This window comes from Pseudomonas sp. CROZ-RG-20F-R04-15, assembly GCF_022662375.1.
GTDB lineage: Bacteria > Pseudomonadota > Gammaproteobacteria > Pseudomonadales > Pseudomonadaceae > Aquipseudomonas.
Genome location: NZ_JAKNQL010000027.1, coordinates 21,743 through 47,995, shown reverse-complemented (window position 1 = coordinate 47,995; position 26,253 = coordinate 21,743). Strand labels below are relative to the sequence as shown.

General features: G+C 60.2%; 17 protein-coding genes. 10 read left to right on the top strand and 7 right to left on the bottom strand.

The window, feature by feature from the left end; genetic code table 11:
• Nucleotides 1-207: 207 nt before the first annotated feature.
• The gene (gene smc / locus L8H52_RS26420; protein ID WP_242209520.1) at nucleotides 208-3,696 is read right to left on the bottom strand and encodes a chromosome segregation protein SMC; all 3,489 of its coding nucleotides are present in this window, start codon (nucleotides 3,694-3,696) and stop codon (nucleotides 208-210) included.
• Nucleotides 3,697-3,698: 2 nt separating this feature from the next.
• On the bottom strand, nucleotides 3,699-4,358 hold the full coding sequence (locus L8H52_RS26415; RefSeq protein ID WP_160038949.1) for a GntR family transcriptional regulator: 660 nt from the start codon (nucleotides 4,356-4,358) through the stop codon (nucleotides 3,699-3,701).
• A 290-nt stretch (nucleotides 4,359-4,648) separates the two neighbouring features.
• Between L8H52_RS26415 and xdhA the strand changes: the two genes are divergently transcribed.
• From xdhA to guaD, 4 genes are all read left to right on the top strand, one after another.
• Nucleotides 4,649-6,103 carry a xanthine dehydrogenase small subunit gene (xdhA, locus tag L8H52_RS26410; RefSeq protein WP_242209519.1) on the top strand — a complete coding sequence of 485 codons (1,455 nt, stop codon included), beginning with the start codon at nucleotides 4,649-4,651 and terminating at the stop codon, nucleotides 6,101-6,103.
• Nucleotides 6,096-8,495 (top strand): xanthine dehydrogenase molybdopterin binding subunit, encoded by a 2,400-nt coding sequence (gene xdhB / locus L8H52_RS26405; RefSeq protein ID WP_242209518.1) that lies wholly within the window; start codon nucleotides 6,096-6,098, stop codon nucleotides 8,493-8,495. The genes xdhA and xdhB overlap by 8 nt, the downstream gene beginning before the upstream one ends.
• Before the next feature lie 115 nt (nucleotides 8,496-8,610).
• Nucleotides 8,611-9,468: a xanthine dehydrogenase accessory protein XdhC gene (xdhC, locus tag L8H52_RS26400; RefSeq protein ID WP_242209516.1), complete on the top strand. Its 858-nt coding sequence runs from the start codon at nucleotides 8,611-8,613 to the stop codon at nucleotides 9,466-9,468.
• 13 nt (nucleotides 9,469-9,481) lie between these two features.
• Nucleotides 9,482-10,786 (top strand): guanine deaminase, encoded by a 1,305-nt coding sequence (guaD, locus tag L8H52_RS26395; protein WP_242209515.1) that lies wholly within the window; start codon nucleotides 9,482-9,484, stop codon nucleotides 10,784-10,786.
• Between the two features lie 157 nt (nucleotides 10,787-10,943).
• On the opposite strand, the gene L8H52_RS26390 is transcribed toward guaD, so the two are convergent.
• The gene (locus L8H52_RS26390) at nucleotides 10,944-11,708 is read right to left on the bottom strand and encodes a GntR family transcriptional regulator (protein ID WP_038365431.1); all 765 of its coding nucleotides are present in this window, start codon (nucleotides 11,706-11,708) and stop codon (nucleotides 10,944-10,946) included.
• 358 nt (nucleotides 11,709-12,066) lie between these two features.
• Here L8H52_RS26390 and L8H52_RS26385 point away from each other — a divergent pair, with 358 nt between their 5' ends.
• On the top strand, nucleotides 12,067-13,257 hold the full coding sequence (locus L8H52_RS26385) for a benzoate/H(+) symporter BenE family transporter (protein WP_242209513.1): 1,191 nt from the start codon (nucleotides 12,067-12,069) through the stop codon (nucleotides 13,255-13,257).
• Between the two features lie 239 nt (nucleotides 13,258-13,496).
• On the opposite strand, the gene L8H52_RS26380 is transcribed toward L8H52_RS26385, so the two are convergent.
• Nucleotides 13,497-13,841 (bottom strand): YggL family protein, encoded by a 345-nt coding sequence (locus tag L8H52_RS26380; protein ID WP_095047735.1) that lies wholly within the window; start codon nucleotides 13,839-13,841, stop codon nucleotides 13,497-13,499.
• Between the two features lie 232 nt (nucleotides 13,842-14,073).
• Here L8H52_RS26380 and dacB point away from each other — a divergent pair, with 232 nt between their 5' ends.
• Nucleotides 14,074-15,534 carry a D-alanyl-D-alanine carboxypeptidase/D-alanyl-D-alanine-endopeptidase gene (gene dacB / locus L8H52_RS26375; RefSeq protein ID WP_242209512.1) on the top strand — a complete coding sequence of 487 codons (1,461 nt, stop codon included), beginning with the start codon at nucleotides 14,074-14,076 and terminating at the stop codon, nucleotides 15,532-15,534.
• Between the two features lie 135 nt (nucleotides 15,535-15,669).
• Here dacB and L8H52_RS26370 read toward each other — a convergent pair whose 3' ends face one another.
• Both L8H52_RS26370 and rlmKL read right to left on the bottom strand, forming a co-directional pair.
• Entirely contained in the window at nucleotides 15,670-18,051 is a 2,382-nt protein-coding gene (locus tag L8H52_RS26370) for a diguanylate cyclase (RefSeq protein WP_242209511.1), read from the bottom strand.
• A gap of 147 nt (nucleotides 18,052-18,198) precedes the next feature.
• Nucleotides 18,199-20,469 carry a bifunctional 23S rRNA (guanine(2069)-N(7))-methyltransferase RlmK/23S rRNA (guanine(2445)-N(2))-methyltransferase RlmL gene (gene rlmKL / locus L8H52_RS26365; RefSeq protein WP_242209506.1) on the bottom strand — a complete coding sequence of 757 codons (2,271 nt, stop codon included), beginning with the start codon at nucleotides 20,467-20,469 and terminating at the stop codon, nucleotides 18,199-18,201.
• Nucleotides 20,470-21,001: 532 nt separating this feature from the next.
• Here rlmKL and L8H52_RS26360 point away from each other — a divergent pair.
• Nucleotides 21,002-21,217: a ribosome modulation factor gene (locus L8H52_RS26360; RefSeq protein ID WP_003223300.1), complete on the top strand. Its 216-nt coding sequence runs from the start codon at nucleotides 21,002-21,004 to the stop codon at nucleotides 21,215-21,217.
• A 241-nt stretch (nucleotides 21,218-21,458) separates the two neighbouring features.
• Here L8H52_RS26360 and L8H52_RS26355 read toward each other — a convergent pair whose 3' ends face one another.
• Complete coding sequence (locus tag L8H52_RS26355) at nucleotides 21,459-22,478, bottom strand: quinone-dependent dihydroorotate dehydrogenase (protein WP_242209505.1); 1,020 nt, start codon at nucleotides 22,476-22,478, stop codon at nucleotides 21,459-21,461.
• 223 nt (nucleotides 22,479-22,701) lie between these two features.
• Here L8H52_RS26355 and L8H52_RS26350 point away from each other — a divergent pair, with 223 nt between their 5' ends.
• The 3 genes from L8H52_RS26350 (at nucleotide 22,702) to L8H52_RS26340 (ending at nucleotide 26,251) form a co-directional block, all read left to right on the top strand.
• Nucleotides 22,702-23,913: a CmpA/NrtA family ABC transporter substrate-binding protein gene (locus L8H52_RS26350; protein ID WP_242209501.1), complete on the top strand. Its 1,212-nt coding sequence runs from the start codon at nucleotides 22,702-22,704 to the stop codon at nucleotides 23,911-23,913.
• A gap of 15 nt (nucleotides 23,914-23,928) precedes the next feature.
• On the top strand, nucleotides 23,929-24,504 hold the full coding sequence (locus L8H52_RS26345; protein ID WP_007916390.1) for an ANTAR domain-containing protein: 576 nt from the start codon (nucleotides 23,929-23,931) through the stop codon (nucleotides 24,502-24,504).
• Nucleotides 24,505-25,039: 535 nt separating this feature from the next.
• Nucleotides 25,040-26,251, top strand: coding sequence for a nitrate/nitrite transporter (locus L8H52_RS26340; protein WP_242209500.1), 1,212 nt, complete (start codon nucleotides 25,040-25,042; stop codon nucleotides 26,249-26,251).
• Nucleotides 26,252-26,253: the final 2 nt, after the last annotated feature.

Below are 26,253 nucleotides of genomic sequence, written 5' to 3'. Positions count from 1 at the left end.
CAAACCGCTTTAAAACGTGGCGCCAACTCTATGTTCTGACAGGCGTTTTGCCCACGTATACGAAAAATTGACATTAAACTAGCACGACCAAAGACAACTTTACACCGTCTGTCTCATTGGCTTGCACGAATATGTCGATTGGCCAGCAAGTCGAACGCGGTAAAAAAGTCCTACAGCCCTCAATTACCTTTCCGACACCACGCTGGCTCAGGCGTCCACCATCGCCATCGCCTCCTCGACATCCACGGCTACCAGTCGCGAACAACCCGGCTCATGCATCGTTACGCCCATCAACTGCTCGGCCATTTCCATGGCGATCTTGTTGTGGGTGATATAGATGAACTGCACGGTCTGCGACATCTCTTTGACCAAGCGTGCGTAGCGTCCAACGTTAGCGTCATCCAGTGGCGCGTCAACCTCATCGAGCATGCAGAACGGCGCCGGGTTCAATTTGAAGATGGCAAAAACCAGTGCCAGTGCGGTCAGGGCTTTTTCCCCGCCGGAGAGCAAATGGATGGTGCTGTTCTTCTTCCCTGGCGGCTGCGCCATGATCGTTACCCCTGTATCGAGTAGATCTTCGCCCGTCAGTTCCAAATACGCGCGCCCGCCGCCGAAAACTTTTGGAAAAAGTGCCTGTAAACCACCGTTGATCTGATCAAAGGTATCTTTGAAACGGTTACGGGTTTCCTTGTCGATCTTGCGGATTACGTTTTCAAGCGTTTCCAGTGCCTCGACCAGATCGGCGTCCTGGGCATCCAGATAACGTTTACGCTCGGATTGTTGCGTGTATTCGTCGATGGCCGCGAGGTTGATCGCGCCCAGGCGCTGAATCCGCGCGTTGATGCGTTCGAGTTCTTCTTCGGCTTCGCGTTCACTGGCTTGCGCCGTCAATGTCGCGAGCACGCCATTAAGATCGTAGCCATCTTCGAGCAGCTGATCCTGCAAGGCCTTGCGGCGCACGGTCAGGGCTTGCCATTCCATACGCTGCTGTTCGAGCTGGCCGCGAATCAGCTGCGATTGCTGCTCGGCCTGAGTGCGGCGCTTTTCTGCGTCGCGCAATTCGCGGTCGGCGTCTTCGAGGGCGATCTGCGCAGTCTTGAGTTCTTCGTCGACGGTCATGCGCTTGTCGAGCAGCTCTTCGAGTTTCAGGCGCAGTTCTTCCAGCGGTGCCTCGCCCTCCTCCAGATTCAGACTCAACTGTTCGCGCTTTTCAGTGAGGCGCTCGGCCTGCATTTCCAGACGCTCCAGCGCCTGACGCGTGGAATCGTGCTGCGCGCGCAACGAGCCGAGGCGCACGGCCAATTGATGGGCGTGATCCTTGTGCTGCCGCGCTTCCTGACGCACGCGATCAAGGCGTTCGCGCAGACTGTCGCGCTGGGCCAGCAGCAACTCGCGCTGCTCGGTGTCCAGCGCCATGGCGTCCAGCGCGTCCTGCAGTTGCATGCGCGCTTCGCCGACTTGTTCGTGCTCAAGCTCACGTTGTTCGCCGAGTTCGACCAGCTCTTCATCGAGGCGCTTGCGACGCAAGGTCAGCTGTTCGGCCTTGGCTTTACCGGCGGATAGCTGTGCTTTCAATTCGCCCTGCTGGCGCGCTTCGTCTTGCAGCAAACGACGCAGATGTTCCCGACCGTTTTCCTGCTGACGCTGTTGCGCGCGCAAGGTTTGCAGACGGGTTTCCATGGCCTCGACCGTGGCTTCTTTCTCTTCGCGTTCCAGGTGCAGGTCTTCGATTTCCTGGCCACGAGCGAGCATGCCGCTTTCCGCTTCGCTGGCCCGACGCACGCGTAAAAAGTGTCGACCGACCCAGTAACCGTCGCGACTGATCAGGCTCTCGCCGGCGCTCAACTGCCCGCGCAAGGCCAAGGCCTGCTCAAGGCTGTCGACCGGTTTGACCTGACCGAGCCACGGCGACAGATCGATCTGCGCGTCGACTTTATCCAGCAAGCTGCCGGCGACGCGCACGCCATCGCTGGCCGGGCTGAGCAGGCGCAAATCGCCTTGGGTGAAACCGGATAAATCGAAACCGCTGAAATCGTCGACCAGCACCGCTTGCAGATCGGCGCCGAGCACGGTTTCCACCGCCAGTTCCCAACCGGCCTCGACCTTCAGGCCTTCGGCCAGACGTGGGCGCTCGGCGAGGTTGTGCTCTTTCAGCCATTCGGCGGTGCCGGTGCCTGGATCCAGCGCGGCTTGCTGCAAGGCTTCAAGAGACGCGAGACGACCGTTGAGGCGCTGCAAATCACCCTGCGCCTGTTGCTGCGCGGTCAGCGCTTGCTGCAACTCCTGACGCAGTTGTTCGAGTTTTTCGACTTGGGCTTCTTCGCTGGTCTGCAAATCTTCGAGGGTCGCTTCGGACTCGGCGAGCTGCTCGTTGAGCTCCATGATCGCCGCGTCTTCCGGATCAGCCGAGAGCAACGCGCGCTCTTCGCCGAGGCGTTTCTGCCGGTCAGCGAGGCGCTCCATGCTGGTTTCCAGCTGCTGGATGCGCGACTGCTGCACTTCGGCCTGACGGCGCGGTTCGGCGGCGGTCAGGTTGAAGGCGTCCCACTGTTCTTGCCAGCCGTGCATGACGGATTCGGAATCTTCCAACGCAGCGGCGGCTTCTTCGGCAGCGGCGCTGGTGACCTCCTGCTCGGGCACGAGCATGTCCAGCTCTTCGCCGAGGGTCAGCAGCAACGTACGGTCGTGGCCCAGGTGCGATTCGGTTTCGAGGCGGGCGCGCTCGGCTTCTTTCAAGTCGTCCTGCAACTGCCGCAGACGTTGCTGGCCATGCTGGATACTTTGCTCGACCCGGGCGATGTCGCCGCCGACCGAATAGAAGCGCCCCTGCACCAGATTGAAGCGTTCGGACAGGTCATGGTGACCGTCGCGCAGGCGTTCGATGGCCGCGTCAGCATTTCGCTGCTCGGCGACCAGTGCTTCGAAACTGACTTCCTGAGTACCGATGATCGACTCGCGCTGGCCGACCTGATCATTCAGATCCTGCCAGCGCAGGGCCGACAGTTGCGCCTTGAGCTGACGTTCTTCGGCTTTGAATTCCTGATATTTCTTCGCCGCTTCGGCCTGGCGGTGCAGGCGTTCGAGTTGGCGTTCAAGCTCATCGCGCAGGTCAGTCAGACGCGCGAGGTTTTCGTGGGTGCGGCGGATACGATTTTCGGTCTCGCGCCGGCGCTCTTTATATTTCGAGATGCCAGCGGCTTCTTCGATGAAGTTACGCAGGTCTTCCGGCTTGGATTCGATCAGCTTGGAGATCATCCCCTGCTCGATGATCGAATAGCTGCGCGGGCCGAGACCGGTGCCGAGGAAGATATCGGTGATGTCGCGGCGACGGCATTTGGTGCCGTTGAGGTAATACGTGGTCTGGCTGTCGCGGGTGACTTTGCGGCGAATCGAGATCTCGGCGTAGGCCGCGTACTCGCCCAGCAGCGTGCCGTCGGAGTTGTCGAAGACCAGCTCGATGCTGGCCTGACTCACCGGTTTGCGGCTGGTCGAGCCGTTGAAGATGACGTCTGTCATCGACTCGCCACGGAGGTTCTTCGCCGAACTTTCGCCCATCACCCAGCGTACGGCGTCGATGATGTTCGACTTGCCGCAACCGTTCGGCCCGACGACCGCCGCCATGTTACTGGGGAAGTTCACCGTGGTCGGGTCGACGAAGGATTTGAATCCCGCCAGTTTGATGCACTTGAGCCGCACGCTTAGGCAACCGTCAGGGCAGAAACCACCAGATCGCAGCTGCGCTGGGCGTAAGCCGTCAGCACGATGCGGATCTGCGGCAAATCACGGGCGAGCACGGCGGCCAGCAAGCGTTCGAACAGTTCGAGGAACTCGCTCATTGAGGCCTTGCGCTGTTCGAGGGCGAGGAAGTACGCACGGCTCATCGCCGGTTGCAGGTTCTCGACGGTTTCTTGCAGGTAAGGATTGTTGGCGAACGGATAAGCGGCGCGCATCACCGCAAAGCTGTCGTCGACAAAGCTGCGGATGTCCTGACGCTCGTAGCTGGCGGTCAAGCGCTGCTGGATCTGCACGAACGGCGCCATGTCCGACTGCACTTGCCAGCCGTTGGCCACCGAGTTGCCGAGCAGGATGTACAGCTCGCTCATCAGCGTGCACAGGCTCTGCACCTTGTGCGGTGTCAACTCGGTGACGTGCGCGCCACGGCGCGGCAGGATCGCGATCAGGTGACGGCGTTCGAGGATCAGCAAGGCTTCGCGGACCGAGCCGCGGCTGACATTGAGGGCCAGCGTGACCTTCTGTTCCTGGATGCGCTCTCCCGGCTTCATTTCGCCACGAATGATGCGTTCGGCGAGGTGGTGAGCGATTTGCTCGGCGAGGCTGTCCGGCGCCTTGAACGTCATGGTTGTCCTTCAAACTCTATCGATCTGCACAAGCGGCGCAGTGTAGCGCAAATGCACGCTCATGGCGGAGTGCCCACTCAGCGGTTTTTGGCACGATTCCCGCAGTTTTCTTTAGAAAACCAAACAAAAAACCAGGCTGACCGATGAGGGTCAATACTGAATAGACACGTTGTTGATCGACGAAATGGATTTTCCTGACCTTTAAGTCAGAAAACCATTGACCGAAAAGTCAGACCTGCTAAATTCGGCTCAAGTCGGTTAACAACAATAATGAGTCTGCGAGGCCTTCCGTGATCCAGTTTTTACTTAACCAGGAACTCCGTAGCGAGCACGCCCTGGACCCGAATCTGACTGTGCTCAATTACCTGCGTGAACACGTCGGTAAATCCGGCACCAAAGAAGGTTGCGCCAGCGGTGACTGCGGCGCCTGCACCGTGGTGGTCGGCGAGTTGCAAACGGATGACGCTGGCCGCGAACACATTCGCTATCGCAGCCTCAACTCGTGCCTGACCTTTGTTTCGTCGCTGCACGGCAAACAACTGATCAGCGTCGAAGACCTCAAGCACAAAGGCGAACTGCACAGCGTGCAAAAAGCCATGGTCGAGTGCCACGGCTCGCAATGCGGTTTCTGCACCCCCGGTTTCGTCATGTCGCTGTTCGCCCTGCAAAAGAACAGCGATGCACCGGATCACGCCAAGGCCCACGAAGCGCTGGCCGGCAACCTCTGCCGCTGCACCGGCTACCGCCCTATTCTCGCGGCGGCCGAACAATCCTGCTGCGGCAAGCAGCCGGATCAGTTCGATGCCCGCGAAGCGGACACCATCGCCCGCCTCAAAGCCATCGCGCCGACCGATATCGGCGAACTCAACAGCGGCGACAAACGCTGCCTGGTGCCGCTGACTGTTGCTGATCTGGCCGATCTCTACGATGCGTATCCACAAGCGCGTCTGCTCGCTGGCGGCACCGATCTGGCGCTGGAAGTCACGCAATTCCACCGCACCCTGCCGGTGATGATCTACGTCGGCAACGTCGCGGAAATGAAGCGCATCGACACCTTCGAAGACCGCATCGAAATCGGCGCCGCCACCGCCCTCTCCGACTGCTATGAAGCGCTGAACGCCGAGTACCCGGACTTCGGCGAACTGCTGCACCGCTTCGCCTCGTTGCAAATCCGCAATCAGGGCACCCTCGGCGGCAATATCGGCAACGCCTCGCCGATCGGTGACTCGCCACCGCTGCTGATCGCCCTCGGCGCGCAAGTCGTGCTGTGCAAAGGCGAAACCCGCCGCACCCTGAACCTCGACGATTACTTCATCGATTACAAAGTCACCGCCCGTCAGGAAAGTGAATTCATCGAGAAGATCATCGTGCCGCGCGCCACGGCAGAACAGCTGTTCCGTGCCTACAAAGTCTCCAAGCGTCTGGACGACGACATCTCCGCCGTCTGCGCCGCCTTCAACCTGCGCGTCGAAAACGGCGTGATCACCGATGCGCGCATGGCTTTCGGTGGCATGGCCGCGATCCCGAAACGCGCCGCCCATTGCGAAGCCGCACTGATCGGTGCGCCGTTCAACAACACCGTGGTCGAACGCGCCTGCGTTGCCCTGGCGGAAGATTTCACCCCGCTCTCGGACTTCCGCGCCAGCAAGGAATATCGCCTGCTCAGCGCGCAGAACCTGCTGCGCAAATACTTCATCGAACTGCAAACACCGCACATCGAGACTCGGGTGACCGCTTATGTCTAACCATCACGGCGTAGAGAAAACTCAAGCTGAACTGGCTGAATTGTTCGCCCAGGACCTGACCTCCGGTGTCGGCCGCAGCGTCAAGCACGACAGCGCCGCCAAGCATGTGTCCGGTGAAGCGCAGTACATCGATGACCGCCTGGAATTTCCGAATCAGTTGCACCTGTATGCACGCATGTCGGACCGCGCCCACGCGAAAATCATCAGCATCGACACTTCACCGTGCTACGCCTTCGAAGGCGTGCGCATCGCCATCACCCACGAAGACGTGCCGGGGCTGAAGGACATCGGCCCGTTGATGCCGGGCGACCCGCTGCTGGCCATCGATGACGTGCAGTTCGTCGGTCAACCGGTGCTCGCCGTCGCCGCGAAAGATCTGGAAACCGCGCGCAAAGCGGCAATGGCGGCGATCATCGAATACGAAGACCTCGAACCCGTGCTCGACGTGGTCGAAGCCCTGCGCAAACGCCATTTCGTGCTCGACAGCCACACTCACCAGCGCGGCGATTCGGTTTCCGCACTCGCGACGGCTGAACACCGCATTCAAGGCACGCTGCACATCGGCGGCCAGGAACATTTCTATCTGGAGACGCAAATCTCCTCGGTGATGCCCACCGAAGACGGCGGCATGATCGTCTACTGCTCGACGCAGAACCCGACCGAAGTGCAAAAACTGGTCGCCGAAGTACTCGACGTGTCGATGAACAAAATCGTCGTCGACATGCGTCGCATGGGCGGTGGTTTCGGTGGCAAGGAAACTCAAGCCGCGAGCCCGGCGTGCCTGTGCGCGGTGGTCGCGCACCTCACCGGCCAGCCGACCAAAATGCGCCTGCCGCGCGTCGAAGACATGCTGATGACCGGCAAGCGCCACCCGTTCTACGTGGAATACGACGTCGGCTTCGACAGCACCGGGCGCCTACACGGGATCAATATGGATCTGGCCGGCAACTGCGGCTGCTCGCCTGACTTGTCCGCCTCGATCGTTGACCGCGCGATGTTCCACTCCGACAACTCGTACTACCTCGGCGATGCGACCATCCACGGTCACCGCTGCAAGACCAACACCGCGTCGAACACCGCTTACCGTGGTTTCGGTGGCCCGCAAGGCATGGTCGCGATCGAAGAAGTGATGGACGCGATTGCCCGTCACCTGCAACTCGATCCGCTGGCTGTGCGCAAGGCCAACTACTACGGCAAGACCGAGCGCAACGTCACCCACTACTACCAGACCGTCGAGCACAACATGCTCGAAGAGATGACTGCCGAACTGGAAGAAAGCAGCCAGTATCACGAACGCCGCGAAGCGATCCGTCGCTACAACGCCAACAGCCCGATCCTGAAAAAAGGTCTGGCGCTGACCCCGGTTAAATTTGGTATTTCCTTCACCGCGAGTTTCTTGAACCAGGCCGGTGCGCTGATCCACATCTACACCGACGGCAGCATCCACCTGAACCACGGCGGCACCGAAATGGGCCAGGGTCTGAACACCAAAGTCGCGCAGGTTGTGGCGGAAGTGTTCCAGGTTGAAATGGACCGCGTGCAGATCACCGCAACCAACACCGACAAGGTGCCAAACACCTCGCCGACCGCAGCGTCCAGCGGTGCTGACCTGAACGGTAAAGCGGCGCAGAACGCGGCGGAAATCATCAAGAAACGCCTGATCGAATTCGCTGCGCGGCACTACAAAGTCACTGAAGAAGACGTCGAGTTCCACAACGGCCATGTGCGTGTTCGTGACCACATCCTGACCTTTGAAGCGCTGATCCAGCAGGCGTATTTCAATCAGGTGTCACTGTCGAGCACCGGCTTCTACAAGACCCCGAAAATCTACTACGACCGCAGCCAGGCGCGTGGCCGTCCGTTCTACTACTTTGCCTTCGGCGCGGCGTGCTGCGAAGTGATCGTCGACACCCTGACCGGCGAGTACAAAATGCTGCGTACCGACATTCTTCATGACGTCGGCGCCTCGCTGAACCCGTCTATCGACATCGGTCAGGTCGAGGGTGGTTTCATCCAGGGCATGGGCTGGCTGACCATGGAAGAGCTGGTCTGGAACAACAAAGGCAAGCTGATGACCAACGGCCCGGCCAGCTACAAGATCCCGGCCGTGGCGGACATGCCGCTGGACCTGCGGGTGAAGCTGGTGGAAAACCGCAAGAACCCGGAAGACACGGTGTTCCATTCCAAGGCTGTCGGTGAACCGCCGTTCATGCTCGGGATTGCTTCGTGGTGCGCGATCAAGGATGCGGTGGCGAGCCTCGGTGATTACAAACATCAGCCGCAGATCGATGCGCCGGCGACGCCGGAGCGGGTGTTGTGGGGTTGCGAGCAGATGCGTCAGTTGAAGACTGTAAAAGCGGTCGAAGCTGAAACCGAGTTGGCTCCGCTCTAGGACCGAGGCGCGGCTTTCGCGAGCAGGCTCGCTCCCACAGGGAATGCATCCAAATGTGGGAGCGAGCCTGCTCGCGAAGAGGCCCGAACAGACAACGATGTTGTAGGGGTGAACTATGTACAACTGGATCGACGCCCTCGCCGACCTGCAGAACCAGGGCGAACCCTGTGTGCTGGTGACGATCATCGAAGAACTCGGCTCGACGCCACGTAACGCCGGCTCGAAAATGGTCATCAGCGCTAGCCAGAGCTTCGACACCATCGGTGGCGGGCACCTGGAATACAAAGCCATGCAGATCGCCCGCGAGATGCTCGCCAGCGGTAAGCAGGACACCCATCTGGAGCGTTTCAGCCTCGGCGCCAGCCTGGGCCAGTGCTGCGGCGGCGCCACCGTGCTGCTGTTCGAACCGATGGGCCAGGTGCAGGCGCAAATCGCCGTGTTCGGTGCCGGCCACGTCGGCCGCGCTTTGGTGCCGCTGCTCGCCAGCCTGCCCTGCCGGGTGCGCTGGATCGATTCGCGCGAGGCCGAATTCCCCGAACAGATCCCCCACGGCGTGCGTAAAATCGTCGCCGAAGAGCCTGTGGATGAAATCGATGAGCTGCCCGCCGGCAGCTATTGCATCGTCATGACCCACAACCATCAGCTCGATCTGGAACTCACTGCCGCGATCCTCAAGCGCAACGACTTCGCCTACTTCGGCCTGATTGGCTCGAAGACCAAACGCGCCAAGTTCGAACATCGCCTGCGTGATCGCGGCTTCGACAGTGGCGTCGTGCAACGCATGCGCTGCCCGATGGGCATCGGCGAAGTCAAAGGCAAACTGCCTGTGGAAATCGCCATCTCCATCGCCGGCGAAATCATCGCCACCTACAACGCCAACTTCGGCCAGCAGACTGCCAGCGCCGAACCGATTGCCAAGCTGCTGCCGGTTTCGCGGCGCAGTCAGGCGACCAAACTCAAAGCCTCAAACTGATTAGAGAACCCTCATGCCTCTGACTCGCAAAGCCTACCGCGCCGCCATCCTGCACAGCATCGCCGACCCCGCCGAAGTCGGGATCGAAGCCTCCTACGAATATTTCGAGGATGGCCTGCTGGTGGTCGATGGCGGCAAGATCAGCGCCCTTGGCCACGCCAGCGATTTGCTGCCGACCCTGCCGGCGGACATCGAAATCGAGCACTACAAAGACGCGCTGATCACCCCGGGCTTCATCGACACGCACATCCACCTGCCGCAAACCGGCATGGTCGGCGCCTACGGCGAGCAACTGCTCGACTGGCTCAACACCTACACCTTCCCGTGCGAAAGCCAGTTCGGTGACAAGGGCCACGCCGATGACGTCGCCGATATCTTCATCAAGGAACTGCTGCGCAACGGCACCACCACCGCACTGGTATTCGGCAGCGTGCACCCGCAGTCGGTGAACTCGTTCTTCGAAAAGGCCGAGCAGCTCGACCTGCGGATGATCGCCGGCAAAGTGATGATGGATCGCAACGCCCCGGATTATCTGACCGATACCGCTGAATCCAGCTACGTCGAAAGCAAAGCGCTGATCGAGCGCTGGCACGGCAAGGGTCGTCTGCACTACGCAGTCACCCCGCGCTTCGCGCCGACCAGCACCCCGGAGCAACTGACCCTCGCCGGCCAACTGCTGACTGAATACCCGGATCTGTACATGCAGACCCACATCAGCGAGAACCTCAAGGAAATCGAGTGGGTCAAAGAGCTGTTCCCGGAGCGCAAGGGCTACCTCGACGTTTACGACCACTACAAATTGCTCGGCGAGCGCTCGGTATTCGCTCACGGCGTGCACTTGTGCGACGACGAATGCGCGCGTCTGGCGGAAACCGGTTCGGCGATCTCGTTCTGCCCGACCTCGAACTTCTTCCTCGGTAGCGGCTTGTTCAATTTGCCGATGGCCGAGAAGCACAAACTCAATGTCGGTCTGGGCACTGACGTCGGTGGCGGCACCAGTTTCTCGCTGCTGCAAACCCTGAACGAAGCTTACAAGGTGATGCAACTGCAAGGTGCGCGACTGAGTCCGTTCAAGTCGCTGTACCTGGCGACACTGGGTGGTGCGCGGGCGCTGCGCCTGGAAGACAAGATCGGCAACCTGCAACCGGGTTCCGACGCCGACTTCCTGGTGCTGGATTACAACGCTACGCCGCTGCTGAGCTATCGCTTGAAGCAGGCCAACAACATTGCCGAGACGTTGTTTGTGTTGATGACGCTGGGCGATGACCGCACGGTGCAGCAGACGTATGCGGCGGGTGCTTTGGTGCATCAGCGCTAAACGTTTTCCAAGGCATAAAAAATCCCCCGATGGTGTTTACCCCGGGGGATTTTTTTTGCCTGTCAGATCGCCTTCGCGAGCAGGCTCGCTCCCACATTTGAAATGCATTCCCCTGTGGGAGCGAGCCTGCTCGCGAAGGGGTCGACTCGGTATCAGCTTAGAGCTTGGCGCTCGGACGCCCCGGCTTCTTGGTCTGCAACAAATGCGAGAACACCGCATGCAGATCATCCGACGCGCCTTCCTCGTCGAGGTTGAGCTTGCTGTCGATGTGATCCATGTGATGCATCATCAGATTCACTGCCAATTCACCGTCGCGTTTCTCGATCGCGTCGATCAACTGCGTGTGTTCGTCGTACGAACAATGCGAACGGTTGCCGCTTTCATATTGGGCAATGATCAGCGACGTCTGCGACACCAGACTGCGCTGGAAGCTGATCAACGGTGCGTTCATCGCCGCTTCCGCCAGTTTCAGGTGGAATTCGCCCGACAGACGAATACCGGCGCCGCGATCGCCACGGGAGAAGCTGTCGCGTTCGTCGTTGACCATCTGGCGCAATTCGGCGATCTGCTCGGCAGTGGCGTGTTGCACCGCCAGTTCGGTGATCGCGCGTTCGACCAGACGGCGTGCGAGAAACACCTGACGGGCTTCTTCAACGCTCGGGCTGGCGACCACGGCGCCACGGTTCGGCCGCAACAGCACGACGCCTTCATGGGCCAGACGCGACAGCGCACGGCGAATGATGGTGCGGCTGACCCCAAAGATTTCCCCCAGCGCTTCTTCGCTCAACTTGGTGCCGGGCGCCAGACGCTGTTCGAGGATGGCCTCGAAGATATGCGCGTAGACAATATCGTCCTGGGTTCCGCTGCGGCCGGCTTTGCCTGCTCGCGGTTGTTTCTTGAGGGGTTGCAACTGTTCGTTCATGGGCACTCGAGTCGGGAGAACTGCGGCGAATAGACCGTGACTGTAATACGGCACAGTAGGTCGCTGGCAAGTATCGCGTAAAAAACAGCGCGATTGTACACAATGAAAGGTGGCAACACGACTGTACGGCTGTTTGTGACTTCGGCTGTATTGCAACGATCCGTTAGGATTGAGTTTAGGCTTGATCGCAGAATCCGCCGAATGACTGTGATCCCCTGTGGGAGCGAGCCTGCTCGCGAAAGCCATTTCACATTCAGTATGAATGTTGATTGACACACCGCTTTCGCGAGCAGGCTCGCTCCCACATGGGTTCTTTGTCGTGGCGGGGATCTTCATTGGTATAAGGAACACCGCCGTCATGAACGACGCCACCCACACCCGACTCCGCCCTCTGACCGACACTTCGCCTTCGGCCATCGTCGCCGGATTCATCGCGATGATGACCGGCTACACCAGCTCGCTGGTGCTGATGTTCCAGGCCGGGCAAGCGGCAGGCCTGACCAGCGGGCAGATTTCTTCGTGGATCTGGGCGATTTCGATCGGCATGGCGGTGTGTTCGATCGGCCTGTCGTTGCGTTATCGCACGCCGATCACTATCGCCTGGTCAACACCCGGCGCGGCGTTGCTGATCACCAGTCTGGGTGGCGTCAGCTATGGCGAGGCCATTGGAGCCTATATCACCTGTGCGGTGCTGGTGACGATTTGCGGGCTGACCGGCAGCTTCGAACGGCTGGTAAAAAAGATCCCGGCGTCACTGGCGGCGGCATTGCTGGCGGGGATTCTGTTCAAGATCGGCAGCGAAATCTTCGTCGCCGCGCAGCACCGCACCGGGCTGGTGCTGGGAATGTTCTTCACTTATTTAGTGGTCAAGCGGCTGACACCGCGTTATGCCGTGCTCGCCGCGCTGCTGATCGGCACCGCACTGTCGGGCTTTATGGGCTTGCTGGACTTCAGCGGTTTTCATCTGGAGGTGGCGACGCCGGTATGGACCACGCCGCACTTCTCGCTGGCCGCGACCATCAGCATCGGCATTCCGCTGTTCGTGGTCGCGATGACCTCGCAGAACATGCCCGGCATCGCCGTGTTGCGCGCCGACGGCTACAACGTCCCGGCCTCGCCACTGATCACCACCACCGGCATCGCTTCGCTGTTGCTCGCGCCGTTCGGCTCCCACGGCATCAACCTCGCGGCCATCAGCGCGGCGATCTGCACCGGGCCGCACGCCCATGAGGATCGCAACAAGCGCTACACCGCTGCGGTCTGGTGCGGGATTTTCTACGGGATTGCCGGGGTGTTTGGCGCCACGCTGGCGGCGTTGTTTGCCGCGTTGCCAAAGGAATTGGTGCTGTCGATTGCCGCGCTGGCGCTGTTCGGTTCGATCATCAATGGCTTGAGCATTGCCATGACCGAGGTGAAGGAACGGGAGGCGGCGTTGATTACCTTTATGGTCACGGCGTCGGGGCTGACGTTGTTTTCCATTGGGTCGGCGTTTTGGGGGATTGTGGCGGGGGTTTTGACTTTATTGATTTTGAATTGGCGTAAAGCTTAAGGTCAAAAGCCCCTCACCCTAGCCCTCTCCCGGAGGGAGAGGGGACTGACCGAGGTGTCTGGAAGACATACGCCATGGGATACCGAGTCGAACTCGAATTTTGAAAAGCCCATAAACCGGCTCCCTCTCCAGGGGGAGAGGGCTGGGGTGAGGGGCAGCTCCACCACAAATCCCAAACCGAACAACCAAACCCCAGACGAAAAAAAACGGCGACCCTCAGGTCGCCGTTTTTTTAAGTATCACGCAACCGGGTTGATCGGCTTTTCCGGATACCACACGTCCAGCAACGGGCTGACTTCATACTTGGTCAGCTCGGAGCGGGTTTTCAGCCAGGCTTCAACGGCAGCACGCTGCTCTTCGTTGACCGAGCCACGCTTCTGCAGGCATACCAGACCGAAGTCGTCGCCGCCAACATAACCCAGACCATTGGCTTCCATGGCTTCTTTGATGAAGGCTTCGAGGAAAGCGTCAATGGCTTCTTCGGACAAGTCTTCTTTGAAGTCCAGGTTCAGTTCGAAACCCAGCTCTTGAAATTCATCAACGCACAGTTTTTTGCGCAGACGCTGGGAACGGTTAGTCGCCATTGGAACAATCCTCTTAAGTAAATACGGCGGGCACTTTACCAGTTTAAGCAATCGATTGCCCGACTCTCTGGACACAGTGACTGACCGCCTGTAAAAAAAAACGTATTGGCCTGCCCGGACAAGGCACAACCTGTTACAGGTTGGGGCATAATGCCGACACTTTCGTGACCACTGAGGACCTTTTCATCCATGTCCTCGTCTTTTTCCCCTCGGCTGTAGGGTTTTATTTCATATGATCAAATCGTTGCGTCCACTGTTTCTCGCCGGCCTTCTTCTGCCTCTGGCCCTGCCTGTTTCCGCTGCCACCATCAATACTTCACTCACCCCGAACGTCGAAAAAGCCCTCAAAGCGAGCAAATTGCAGCCCAGCGCCTTGTCGCTGGTGATGGTGCCGCTGGACGGCCCGGGCACGCCGACCGTGTTCAACGCGGATGTTTCGGTCAATCCGGCCTCGACCATGAAACTGGTCACCACCTACGCGGCGCTGGAAATGCTCGGCCCCAATCATCAGTGGAAAACCGAGTTCTACACCGATGGCGACCTGAGCGGCGGCATCCTCAACGGCAACCTTTACCTGAAGGGTGGCGGTGATCCGAAGCTGAACATGGAAAAACTCTGGCTGCTGATGCGCGACCTGCGCGCCAACGGCGTGACGCAGATCACCGGTGATCTGGTGCTTGATCGCAATTTCTTCGTGCAACCGGTGCTGCCGGAATTCAACGATGACGGCAATGACGAGAACAAACCGTTCCTGGTCAAACCGGATTCGCTGCTGGTCAACCTCAAGGCCCTGCGCTTCGTGGCGCGCAATGACGGTGGCCGTGTACTGATCTCGGTCGAGCCGCCGATTGCCAGCATCCACATCGAAAACACCGTCAAAGCCCTGCCCTCCAAGCAATGCACCGGTGGCGTGCGCTACAACCCGGTGACGCAAGCCGATGGCAGCGTCAACGTGACCGTTGCCGGCCAGTTGGGCGAAGGCTGCAGCTCGCAGACGTACCTGTCGCTGCTCGACCACGCGACCTACACCGCCGGCGCCGTACGCGCGATCTGGAAAGAACTGGGCGGCAGCATTCAGGGCAAGGATCGTCTGGCCTCGACGCCAGGCAATGCCAAACTGCTGGCGCGCGCCTATTCGCCTGACTTGGCGGAGATCATCCGCGACATCAACAAGTACAGTAACAACACCATGGCCCAGCAGCTGTTCCTGAGCTTGGGGCAGAAATTCCGTAATGATGCCGACGGTGACGACGCCAAGGCTGCGCAACGCGTCGTACGCCAGTGGCTGGCCAGAAAAGGCATCACCGCACCGCATCTGGTAATGGAGAACGGCTCCGGCCTGTCCCGTGCCGAACGTGTCAGCGCCCGTGAGATGGCCGGCATGCTGCAAGCTGCCTGGCACAGCCCGTATGCCGCGGAATACATCAGCTCGCTGCCGATCGCCGGCACTGACGGCACCATGCGTAAACGCCTGAAGACCACTGCGATGCGCGGCGAAGCCCACGTCAAGACCGGCACGCTGAACACCGTGCGCGCAATTGCCGGTTTCAGCCGCGACGTTAACGGCAATACCTGGGCGGTGGTGGCGATCCTCAACGACAAGGCGCCGTTCGGGGCGTCGTCGGTGCTGGATCAGGTGCTGCTGGATCTGTACAAGCAGCCGAAACTGGCGCAGACCGCTTCGGTCCTGTAACGCAGTTCAAGCAACACCCCATAACCCTGTGGGAGCGAGCCTGCTCGCGAAGGCGGATTATCAGTCGGTGCATTTATTGACTGACCTGACGCCTTCGCGAGCAGGCTCGCTCCCACAGGGGAACCGCGTCGCGGCTTAGCTCATCTGCTCGACACGATCGCGCCCGCGCTGCTTTGCCATATACACACCCGAATCCGCCCGCAACAACAGTGCATCCGCGCCCTCCCCCGGCCGCCAACTGGCGATCCCGAAACTCGCCGTGACCACGCCGACCACATCCACCGGCGCGCCACGCAAACCCTGCCACAGCTCAACCGCCAGCATGTACGCATGCTCGCCGTCGATGTCCGGGCACAGCACCATGAACTCCTCGCCACCCAAGCGACAGAACACATCGGTACGCCGCAAACGATGGCCGATGCGCTCGCACACCGCTTGCAGCACCCGGTCACCGACAGCATGACCATACTGATCGTTGATGCGTTTGAAGTGGTCGATGTCGAGCATGATCACCGACAACTCGCCACCACCGCGCTCGACCCGGGCCATTTCGGTGGTCAGGCGTTCCTGGAAATAGCGACGGTTATGGATGCCGGTCAACGAGTCGGTCACCGACAGCGCACGCAGTTCTTCCTCCACGCGTTTCAAATCGGAAATGTCCGAGATATAGCCATGCCACAGCACACCGCCGCCCGGCAGTTCTTCCGGTGTCGCCTCGCCGCGCACCCAGCGCAGGCCGCGCTCGGGCAACTGCACGCGGTATTCCTCGCGCCACGGACTGAGGCTGTCCGCCGAGGCGCGAATGGAAGAACGCACGCGGGTAATGTCCTGCGGATGAATACGGGTGAAAATCGCCTCGGCGTTGAACAACAGCACGTCCGGCTCCAGCTCGTAGATCTCACGGATACCGTCGCTGGCGTAGATCACACTGAAGCGCCCGTCGAATTCCATCTTGAATTGATAGATACCGCCGGGCACGTGGGCGCTGAGCTTTTTCAGCAAGACATCGCGCGCCGCGAGCACCTCGTGCACACGCTTGCGCTCGGTGATGTCGATGCAGATTGCCAGATGTCCGACCCACAGCCCTTGTTCATCGAGTACCGGCGTGGCGAGCATGTTCACCGGCAGATGGCTGCCATCGCTGCGCATCAGCGTCCACTCGCGAGCCTCGTGGCCGCCGACTTCGCCGCCCTCGACCAGCATCGCGTGGCACGTCGGGATGGTCTTGCCGTAGCGCGCACTCAACTCCGCAGCGCGGGTTGTCAGTTCACGAGGCAGATGGAGGTTTTCCAGGGTCATGTGGCCGACGACATCGGCGCTGCTGTAGCCGAGCATTTGTTCGGCGCCGGGGTTGAAAGTATTGATCACCCCGCGCAAGTCCGTGGCGATGATTGCCACTTGCGTCGCCGCATTCAGCACGCCGCGCAACTGACCGTGAGTGCCGCGCAATTCCTGCTCACTGGCGTGCAGTTCCTGCGTGCGCTGCTCAACCATGCGCAAGGCGCGCTGACGTTGACTGACCAACACATAGAGCAAGGCGCTGAGCAGCAGACTGAGCAAGCTGCCCAGAATGATCACGCTGCCGACCGACGAATGGTTGGCCTGAACGAACGCCTCACTCGGCAAGATATCGACCTGATAGTCGTGATCGGCCATGCGTACCAGACGCGTGGCGGACAGATCGCTCGGCGCTGGCTCGTTGGTCGACTCGAACAAGGCCTCGTGCTGATCATTGGTCGACATATCGAGAATGCGCACCGACAGATAGTCATGAAAGGCATCCGGCAAACCGTCGGCGAGCAGCTGGCGCATGCTGATCACCGCCATCACGTAGCCAAACGACTGTCGTTCACCATTGCGGCTCACCGGCGCCACCAGCAGCACACCGCGTGCGTAGGATGGCTCGATATTGACCAGGTGCATCGGTTGCGACACCGCCAGCCCGCCGAGCTTGTCGGCCCGTTGCAGGGTGTCGCGGCGCAACGGCTGCGCCAGCAAGTCATAACCCAGCGGTGAGCCAAGCCGACTTTGCGTCTGGCTGTAGAGCACCGGCACGTATGCATCGCGCACGCCAGCCAGTTGCAGCTCGCCTTGGGCATTCAGCTCACGCAGGGTAAAGTTGCTCAGGCCTTCGTCACGCACCCGCTGCTCAAACGCCGCGCGCTCGGCGCCACTGACCTTGAGGGCAAACGAATAGGCTTGGGTGCGCAGTAATAAAGGTTGGGTGTAACCGTCGAATTCGGCGCGGGACACCGATTCAGAGTTGGCGAAAAAGCGGCGCAGACCGTCGAGGCGTTGCTCTTGGTCCTGAAATCGCTCTTCGATGCGGCTGTAACGTTCGTTGGCCAGCAGTTGAAACCGCTGAAGCGTCTGTTGCTGAAACTGATTGAGGGTAGCCCAGGCAAGCAACCCCGTGAGAATCCCGCCGGCAAGCAATACCAGCAGCGCGACCAGCCAGGCCGAGACGTCTTCGCTGATAAAACCCAGAATCTTTGGGCGCACGGGGTGCAACGACATAAAGACAACTCACACTACGCCAGCATTTACGGGAAAACCCCATTGACCGTGTGTGAGTTATAGCTATTAGCCACTAATTTAGCTAGCGCGGGCAGATCCACGGAGCCTTTAAAAATCAAGGCTCTGTGGATCCAATTTCGCCAAGCGTCAACGAGCCGTGATTTTCCAGGCGCGGTGGATCCTGGTGTTGCGGGCGAAATCCGGGTCGATGGTTTGCGCGCTGATTTCCTCGACCGCATAACGCTCGGCGAGGTTTTCTTCCAACTGGAACTTGCGGAAGTTGTTGGAGAAATACAGCACACCACCCGGCGCCAGACGCGCCATGGCCAGGTCAATCAACTGCACCTGGTCACGCTGCACGTCGAAGATGCCTTCCATGCGCTTGGAGTTGGAGAACGTCGGCGGATCGATGAAGATCAGGTCGTACTCGTCACGGCTGCTTTCCAGCCACGCCATCACATCGCCCTGCTCCAGACGGTTCTTGTCCGAGTAGCCGTTAAGCGACAGGTTGCGGCGTGCCCAATCGAGGTAGGTCTTCGACAGGTCGACGCTGGTGGTGCTGCGCGCTCCGCCCTTGGCCGCGTGCACACTGGCGGTCGCGGTGTAGCAGAACAGATTGAGGAAGCGCTTGCCGGCCGCCTCTTTCTGGATACGCATGCGCATTGGGCGGTGGTCGAGGAACAGACCGGTGTCGAGGTAGTCGGTGAGGTTGACCAGCAACTTCACGCCGCCCTCGCTGACTTCATTGAACTTGCCTTGCGCAGCCTGACGCTCGTACTGCTTGGTACCGCTCTGGCGCTCGCGGCGTTTGACCACCACGCGGCTCTTGTCGACGTTGAGTGCCTGCGGAATCGCTGCCAGTGCATCGAACATGCGCGCCGAGGCTTTTTCCGGGTCGATCGACTTCGGTGCGGCGTATTCCTGCACGTGCACCCAGTCGTGATACAGATCGATCGCCATCGCGTACTCAGGCATGTCGGCATCGTAGACACGGTAGCAATCAATGCCTTCGCGCTTGACCCACTTGCCCATGGCCTTGAGGTTCTTTTGCAGACGGTTGGCAAACATCTGCCCGCCTTCGCTCAAGCGGGGTTGCTCGATCACCGGTGCCGGGGCTGGCGTCGGTTTGATCGGGTTGCCGTTCTTGTTGAACTTGCGCTCTTGCGGCTCGTCCGGGGTCTGATCGTAAGCCGCTTGCTCGCGCTCGGCCTGACGCTGTTCCGGAGTGCGACGCTCGCCGGTGACGAACTGATCCGGCAGCACTTTGATCAACAGCAGCTTGCACGGCAACGCGCCGTTCCAGAACGAATACTGTTTGTGGCTGCGAATGCCCATGCGCTTGCCCAGATCCGGCGCGCCGGTGAACACCGCCGCTTCCCAGTTCAGGCAGGCCTGACGCAGACGTTCGCCGAGGTTCTGGTAGAGATACAGCAGGCTGGCTTCATCGCCGAGACGCTCGCCGTACGGCGGGTTGCAGATGACCAGACCTTTCTGGTTCTGGTCCGGGCGCGGCTCGAAGGTCGCGACTTCGCCCTGGTAGATCTTGATCCACTCGCTCAGGCCGGCACGTTCAACGTTGTTGCGGCCCGGCTGAATCAGACGCGGATCAGCTTCGTAACCGCGAATCCACAGCGGTGGCTTGGCCAGGCCGGCAGCGGCGCGTTCAACGGCTTCTTCGTGGAGTTTTTTCCACAGCGCCGGCACGTGACCGAGCCACGCGGTGAAGCCCCACTGCTCACGGCGCAGGTTCGGCGCCATGTCGGCGGCGATCATGCCCGCCTCGACGAGGAACGTACCGACACCGCACATCGGGTCAGCCAGCGCGCCGCCTTCAGCGGCAATGCGTGGCCAGCCGGAACGGATCAGGATCGCCGCTGCGAGGTTTTCCTTCAGCGGCGCCGCGCCCTGCTGCAAGCGATAACCGCGCTGGTGCAGGCTGTGGCCGGAGAGATCAAGGGAGAGAATCGCTTCGCCGCGATCCAGACGCAGGTGAATGCGCAGGTCCGGGTTGAGTTTGTCGATCGACGGACGGTCGCCCTGTGGCGTGCGCAGTTTGTCGACGATGGCGTCTTTGACTTTCAGCGCGCCGAAATGGGTGTTGTCGATGCCTGAGCCGTGACCGCTGAATTCAACGGCCAGAGTGCCGTCGCTGAGCATGTGATCCTGCCACTCGATGTCGAGCACACCGTGGTAGAGGTCTTCAGCGTCTTTCATCGGGAAACGCTTGAGCACCAGCAACACGCGGTTGGCCAGACGCGACCAGAGGCACAGGCGATAAGCGGTTTCCATGGTCGCCATGCCACGCACGGCGGAGGTGTGCTCGCGCGCTTCTTCAAGGCCAAGCCCGACGGCTTCCTCGATGAGCAGGCCTTCAAGGCCTTTAGGGCAAGTGAGGAAGAGTTCGAAACTGTCGGACATGGTATTTCCAGAGCCTTTGGCTAGTGAATCGGCAACGCATTGCCGATCCGGTTTTCAATCAGGCGCTTTTCTAAAAGAACGCCCGCGTGGCACGAAGGTGTGCCGTTCCATCCCCGCTGCTCGGGTTAAAAGAGCTTAGATGCCGGGACAGATAAAAAAGTTGATGAAACAAAAAGTCTTAAAGCGACCCTTCGTCGCTTTATACCCCAGCGCAAACGTGGGTCATTCTCACTAAAGAATTAACCCCATCATGCAGCGCGGGGCCGATCATACCGGGGTTTGCCGAAAAACCGTGCATGAAACCCGTCGTTACTTATGGCTGTAGCACTAATTTCGTTACGTCCTTATGACAAAACGATCATTCCCTCGGTGTGACTCATTGGTTAGAACTGAACACAGGTTGACGTCGCAACGGCGTCAACACCTTGGCTCGCCACGCCGGCAGCGAGCCGCACCATGGCAGGTTTCTTCTGCCAGACCTCAGTTGAGGTCAACGCGACACAAAACAGTCAACAAGTGAGGGAAACACCCTATGAGAAGACTTAAGCGTGATCCGTTGGAAAGAGCATTTTTGCGCGGATATCAATATGGCGTTGGTGGCAAATCCCGTGAGCTTTGCCCATTTACTCTACCGTCGGTACGTCAAGCCTGGATCAACGGCTGGCGAGAAGGACGCGGCGACAACTGGGACGGTATGACCGGCACTGCGGGAATCCACAGACTCAACGAACTTCACGCCGTCGGCTGACACAGGGCATTAACTCCGACACGACAATCTGAATTTGTAACGACTTACCATGCACGTCCTTCCCGGACGGCGGGCTGCGGCCCAGGGGCTCCTTCGAGGAGCCCTTTTTTATGCCTGTCACATTATTTGTGCCCAAACAAAAAACCTGTGGGAGCGAGCCTGCTCGCGAAAGCGGTGTGTCAGTCACAGAAATATTGACTGAACTGGCGCCTTCGCGAGCAGGCTCGCTCCCACAATTGGATCAGCGTAGGGCGGCGATCGCGTCTACCGACTCACGGATCAGCGCCGGGCCTTTATAGATGAAGCCGGAGTAGATCTGCACCAGGCTCGCACCGGCAGTGATCTTCTCGGCAGCATGCTTGCCTTCAGTAATCCCGCCAGCAGCAATAATCGGCAAACGCCCGGCCAACTCACCGGCCAGCACCTTCACGGTATTGGTGCTCTTCTCCCGCACCGGCGCGCCCGACAGACCGCCCGCCTCGTCGCCATGCTCCATGCCTTCAACGCCAACACGGCTCAGCGTGGTGTTGGTCGCGATTACCGCGTCCATGCCGGTTTCGATCAGTGCCTGCGCGACCTGCGCAGTCTCTTCGTCGGTCATGTCCGGTGCAATCTTGATCGCCAGCGGCACATGTTTACCGTGACGCAAGGCCAGTTCGGCGCGGCGGGTAGCCAGATCCGCGAGCAACTGCTTGAGCGAATCACCAAATTGCAGGCTGCGCAGGCCCGGGGTGTTTGGCGAGCTGACGTTGACCGTCACATAGCTGGCGTGGGCGTAAACCTTGTCGAGGCAAATCAGGTAATCGTCGACCGCGCGCTCGACCGGCGTATCGAAGTTCTTGCCGATGTTGATGCCCAGCACGCCTTTGTACTTAGCGGCGGCAACGCGCGCCAAAAGGTTATCGACACCGAGGTTGTTGAAACCCATGCGGTTGATGATTGCTTCGGCTTCCGGCAGGCGGAAGATCCGTGGCTTCGGATTGCCTGGCTGTGGGCGCGGGGTCACGGTGCCGACTTCGACAAAACCGAAACCCAGTTGCGCGAAGCCGTCGATGGCCGCGCCGTTCTTGTCCAGACCGGCCGCCAGACCCACCGGGTTCGGGAATTCGAGGCCCATGACCGTCACCGGCTTCTTCGCCGGCGCCTTGCACAGCAAGCCGTTGAGGCCCAAACGCCCACCCGCGCCGATCAGATCCAGCGACAGATCGTGGGAGGTTTCCGGGGAAAGTTTGAACAACAGCTGACGGGCCAGGGTGTACATGGGCGGCGATGACTCGGGCGGCGAAAAGAGGCGGCGATTATAGCCGGGCATCGACCCACCGCGCGAGGCGCACGCGCAAATCACTGCCGGTGGCATATGCCTTGCACCCTCTTGGCTATCAGCGCGCCAGCCAATGACGGCCAGCGGGCAGGGACAATGGCGTCGTCCCGGGTTTTGCCTGCGCAAAGTCCGCGGCGGCGCTTTTTTTTCGAGGTGGCAATGCATGAATGAACCTTCGGTAGGGCCATTGGCCTGGGTCAATGGCAGCGATGCCCCGGAAAAGACTGCGATCAACCTAGGCTTCATGGCCCTGAGCGACTGCGCCTCGGTTGTCGTTGCTGCCACACAGGGCTTTGCCCAGCCTTACGGACTAACGCTGAACCTCAAGCGCCAGGCCTCTTGGGCCAATCTGCGCGACAACCTGGTCAGCGGCGAACTCGATGCCGCGCACAGTCTTTACGGACTGATTTACGCCGTGCATCTGGGCATCGGCGGCGTTGCTCCGACCGATATGGCCGTGCTGATGGGCCTGAATCAGAACGGCCAGAGCCTCAACCTCTCCCACGGTCTGCAGAACCTCGGCGTGAGCAGTCCTGAAGCGCTGGATCGGCATGTGCACCAAAGCCGCGCAAAACTCACCTTCGCCCAGACATTTCCCACCGGCACCCACGCGATGTGGCTGTATTACTGGCTGGCGAGTCAGGGCATTCATCCGTTGCAGGATGTCGACAGCGTCGTCGTGCCGCCGCCGCAAATGGTCGCGCACCTGCAAGCCGGGCGTATCGATGGTTTTTGCGTCGGCGAGCCGTGGGCGGCCAGCGCGGTGCAGCAGGATCTTGGGTTTACCTTGGCCACCAGCCAGACGATCTGGCCCGATCACCCGGAAAAAGTCCTCGGCTGCACGCGTGAGTTTGTCGAGCAATACCCGAACACTGCGCGGGCGTTGGTGATGGCAATTCTTGAGGCCAGCCGTTTCATCGAAGAAAGCCCGGAAAATCGTCGCAGCACCGCGCAATTGCTCAGTGCGCCGGAGTATCTGGACGCGCCGCTTGCGTGCATCGAACCGCGTTTTCTCGGCGACTATTCGGATGGGCTGGGCAATCGCTGGCAGGATCCGCACGCGCTGCGCTTTCACGGCAATGGCCAAGTGAATTTGCCGTACTTGTCCGATGGCATGTGGTTCATGACCCAGTTCCGCCGCTGGGGTTTGCTGCGCGAAGACCCGGATTACCTCGCCGTAGCCCGCCAGGTTCAGCAGCTTGATCTGTATCGCGAAGCAGCCACGGCGGTCGGTGTTGCAGCGTGGGGCACCGATATGCGCTGCAGCCAGTTGCTCGACGGCAAAATCTGGGACGGCAGTGACCCGGCCGCTTATGCGCGCAGCTTCAAACTGCATGCGTTGAGCGACAACGCCCCTCTTCTCGCCCGCCGCTGACAGGAGACCGCGAACATGTTGCGCATTCTGCTGATCAACGACACGGCGAAAAAAGTCGGCCGCCTGAAAGCCGCGCTGACTGAAGCCGGTTTCGAAGTCATCGACGAGTCCGGCCTGACCATCGACCTGCCGGCGCGCGTCGAAACGGTGCGCCCGGACGTGATCCTGATCGATACCGAGTCACCGAGCCGCGATGTCATGGAGCAAGTGGTGCTGGTCAGCCGCGACCAGCCACGGCCAATCGTGATGTTTACCGATGAACATGACCCGGGCGTGATGCGCCAGGCGATCAAATCCGGGGTCAGTGCCTACATCGTCGAAGGCATTCACGCCCAGCGTTTGCAGCCGATTCTCGATGTGGCGATGGCACGTTTCGAGAGTGATCAGGCCTTGCGCGCGCAGCTTCAGGCGCGTGATCAGCAATTGGCTGAGCGCAAGCGTATTGAGCTGGCCAAGGGGTTGTTGATGAAGATGAAGGATTGCAATGAGGAAGAGGCTTACACCTTGATGCGGCGGCAGGCGATGAGCCGGCAGCAGAAGCTGATTCAGGTGGCGGAGCAGATTATTGCGATGAGTGAGTTGTTGGGCTGAAAGCTTTGGTTGCTTGAGAAGCCCCTCACCCTAGCCCTCTCCCGGAGGGAGAGGGGACTGACCGAGGTGTCCGGCGTCAAACATCGACCTGAAAGACCGAGTCGATTATGGATTCACAGCAAAAAATCACAGGTCGGCGTACTTCGCGAGCATCCCCCAATCAGTCCCCTCTCCCTCCGGGAGAGGGCTAGGCTGAGGGGCTTTTCAGAATGTGTGTTCGACTCGGTATTTCACGTCGGCGTACATACACCAAACACCTCGATCGGTCCCCTCTCCCTCTGGGAGAGGGCTAGGGTGAGGGGCTTTTGATTTTCCGGCTGTTGGCACAAATCTCGCTAAGTAAACCCACAGGTAACCAACGGCGGTTGCCCCACCCACGACAAAGACGTCGCTCACCCGTTCGCCCAACCGGCGCATCAGGGAGCGGCGTTTTTGCGTTTTGGCCCCACAGACCGGGGCCGGTGGTGCGGCCGTGGTGGCGCGCCATCTGCTGTTGCACGACTCCTTTCGAGATTCTTTTCAGCTGAGGTGCGCGATGAATTCAAGCTTCTGGAAATCCGGCCACACCCCGACCCTGTTCGCGGCCTTCCTGTATTTCGACCTGAGCTTCATGGTCTGGTACTTGCTCGGCCCGCTGGCGGTGCAGATTGCTGCCGACCTGCACCTGACCACGCAACAACGCGGGCTCGTCGTCGCCACGCCGATCCTTGCTGGCGCCGTGTTGCGCTTCATCATGGGCATGCTCGCCGATCGGCTGTCACCGAAAACCGCTGGGCTGATCGGTCAGGTCATTGTGATCTGCGCCTTGTTCGGTGCGTGGAAACTCGGCATCCACAGTTATGAACAAGCCCTGCTGCTCGGCCTGTTCCTCGGCATGGCCGGCGCCTCGTTTGCCGTAGCCCTGCCGCTGGCGTCACAATGGTATCCGCCGCAGCATCAGGGCAAAGCCATGGGCATCGCTGGCGCGGGCAACTCCGGCACCGTGTTCGCCGCGCTGCTCGCACCGGTGCTCGCCGCCGCGTTCGGCTGGAGCAATGTTTTCGGTTTCGCCCTGATTCCATTGATCCTGACGCTGCTGCTGTTCGCCTGGCTGGCGAAAAACGCGCCACAACGGCCGAAAGCCAAAGCCATGGCCGACTACTTCAAGGCGCTGGGCGACCGTGACAGCTGGTGGTTCATGTTTTTCTACAGCGTGACCTTCGGCGGCTTCATCGGTCTGGCCAGCGCCCTGCCCGGCTACTTCAACGATCAATACGGTTTGAGCCCGGTGACTGCCGGTTACTACACCGCTGCCTGTGTGTTCGGCGGCAGTTTGATGCGGCCGTTGGGTGGCGCGCTGGCTGACCGCTTCGGTGGCATTCGCACGTTACTGGCGATGTACACCGTGGCGGCCATTTGCATTGCTGCTGTGGGTTTCAATCTGCCGAGTTCCTACGCCGCGCTGGCACTTTTCGTCTGCACCATGCTCGGTTTAGGCGCAGGCAACGGTGCGGTGTTCCAACTGGTGCCGCAGCGTTTTCGTCTGGAGATCGGCGTCATGACCGGTTTGATCGGCATGGCCGGCGGCATCGGTGGTTTCGCGTTGGCGGCCGGCATGGGCGCAATCAAACAGAGCACCGGCAGCTATCAACTGGCCCTGTGGTTGTTCGCCAGCCTTGGCGTGTTGGCGTGGTTTGGCCTGCACGGCGTCAAGCGGCGCTGGAGAACCACTTGGGGTTCGGCAGCGGTGACGGCGGCGCGGGTCTGAGG

Bases quoted from the DNA above. Each gene is read 5' to 3' on its own strand.
- L8H52_RS26370 (WP_242209511.1), bottom strand. From the start codon at position 18,051: ATGTCGTTGCACCCCGTGCGCCCAAAGATTCTGGGTTTTATCAGCGAA.
- L8H52_RS26360 (WP_003223300.1), top strand. From the start codon at position 21,002: ATGAGAAGACTTAAGCGTGATCCGTTGGAAAGAGCATTTTTGCGCGGA.
- L8H52_RS26345 (WP_007916390.1), top strand. From the start codon at position 23,929: ATGTTGCGCATTCTGCTGATCAACGACACGGCGAAAAAAGTCGGCCGC.
- L8H52_RS26350 (WP_242209501.1), top strand. From the start codon at position 22,702: ATGAATGAACCTTCGGTAGGGCCATTGGCCTGGGTCAATGGCAGCGAT.
- L8H52_RS26390 (WP_038365431.1), bottom strand. From the start codon at position 11,708: ATGAACGAACAGTTGCAACCCCTCAAGAAACAACCGCGAGCAGGCAAA.
- L8H52_RS26355 (WP_242209505.1), bottom strand. From the start codon at position 22,478: ATGTACACCCTGGCCCGTCAGCTGTTGTTCAAACTTTCCCCGGAAACC.
- L8H52_RS26340 (WP_242209500.1), top strand. From the start codon at position 25,040: ATGAATTCAAGCTTCTGGAAATCCGGCCACACCCCGACCCTGTTCGCG.
- xdhC (WP_242209516.1), top strand. From the start codon at position 8,611: ATGTACAACTGGATCGACGCCCTCGCCGACCTGCAGAACCAGGGCGAA.
- dacB (WP_242209512.1), top strand. From the start codon at position 14,074: ATGATCAAATCGTTGCGTCCACTGTTTCTCGCCGGCCTTCTTCTGCCT.
- L8H52_RS26380 (WP_095047735.1), bottom strand. From the start codon at position 13,841: ATGGCGACTAACCGTTCCCAGCGTCTGCGCAAAAAACTGTGCGTTGAT.
- rlmKL (WP_242209506.1), bottom strand. From the start codon at position 20,469: ATGTCCGACAGTTTCGAACTCTTCCTCACTTGCCCTAAAGGCCTTGAA.
- xdhB (WP_242209518.1), top strand. From the start codon at position 6,096: ATGTCTAACCATCACGGCGTAGAGAAAACTCAAGCTGAACTGGCTGAA.
- L8H52_RS26415 (WP_160038949.1), bottom strand. From the start codon at position 4,358: ATGACGTTCAAGGCGCCGGACAGCCTCGCCGAGCAAATCGCTCACCAC.
- guaD (WP_242209515.1), top strand. From the start codon at position 9,482: ATGCCTCTGACTCGCAAAGCCTACCGCGCCGCCATCCTGCACAGCATC.
- L8H52_RS26385 (WP_242209513.1), top strand. From the start codon at position 12,067: ATGAACGACGCCACCCACACCCGACTCCGCCCTCTGACCGACACTTCG.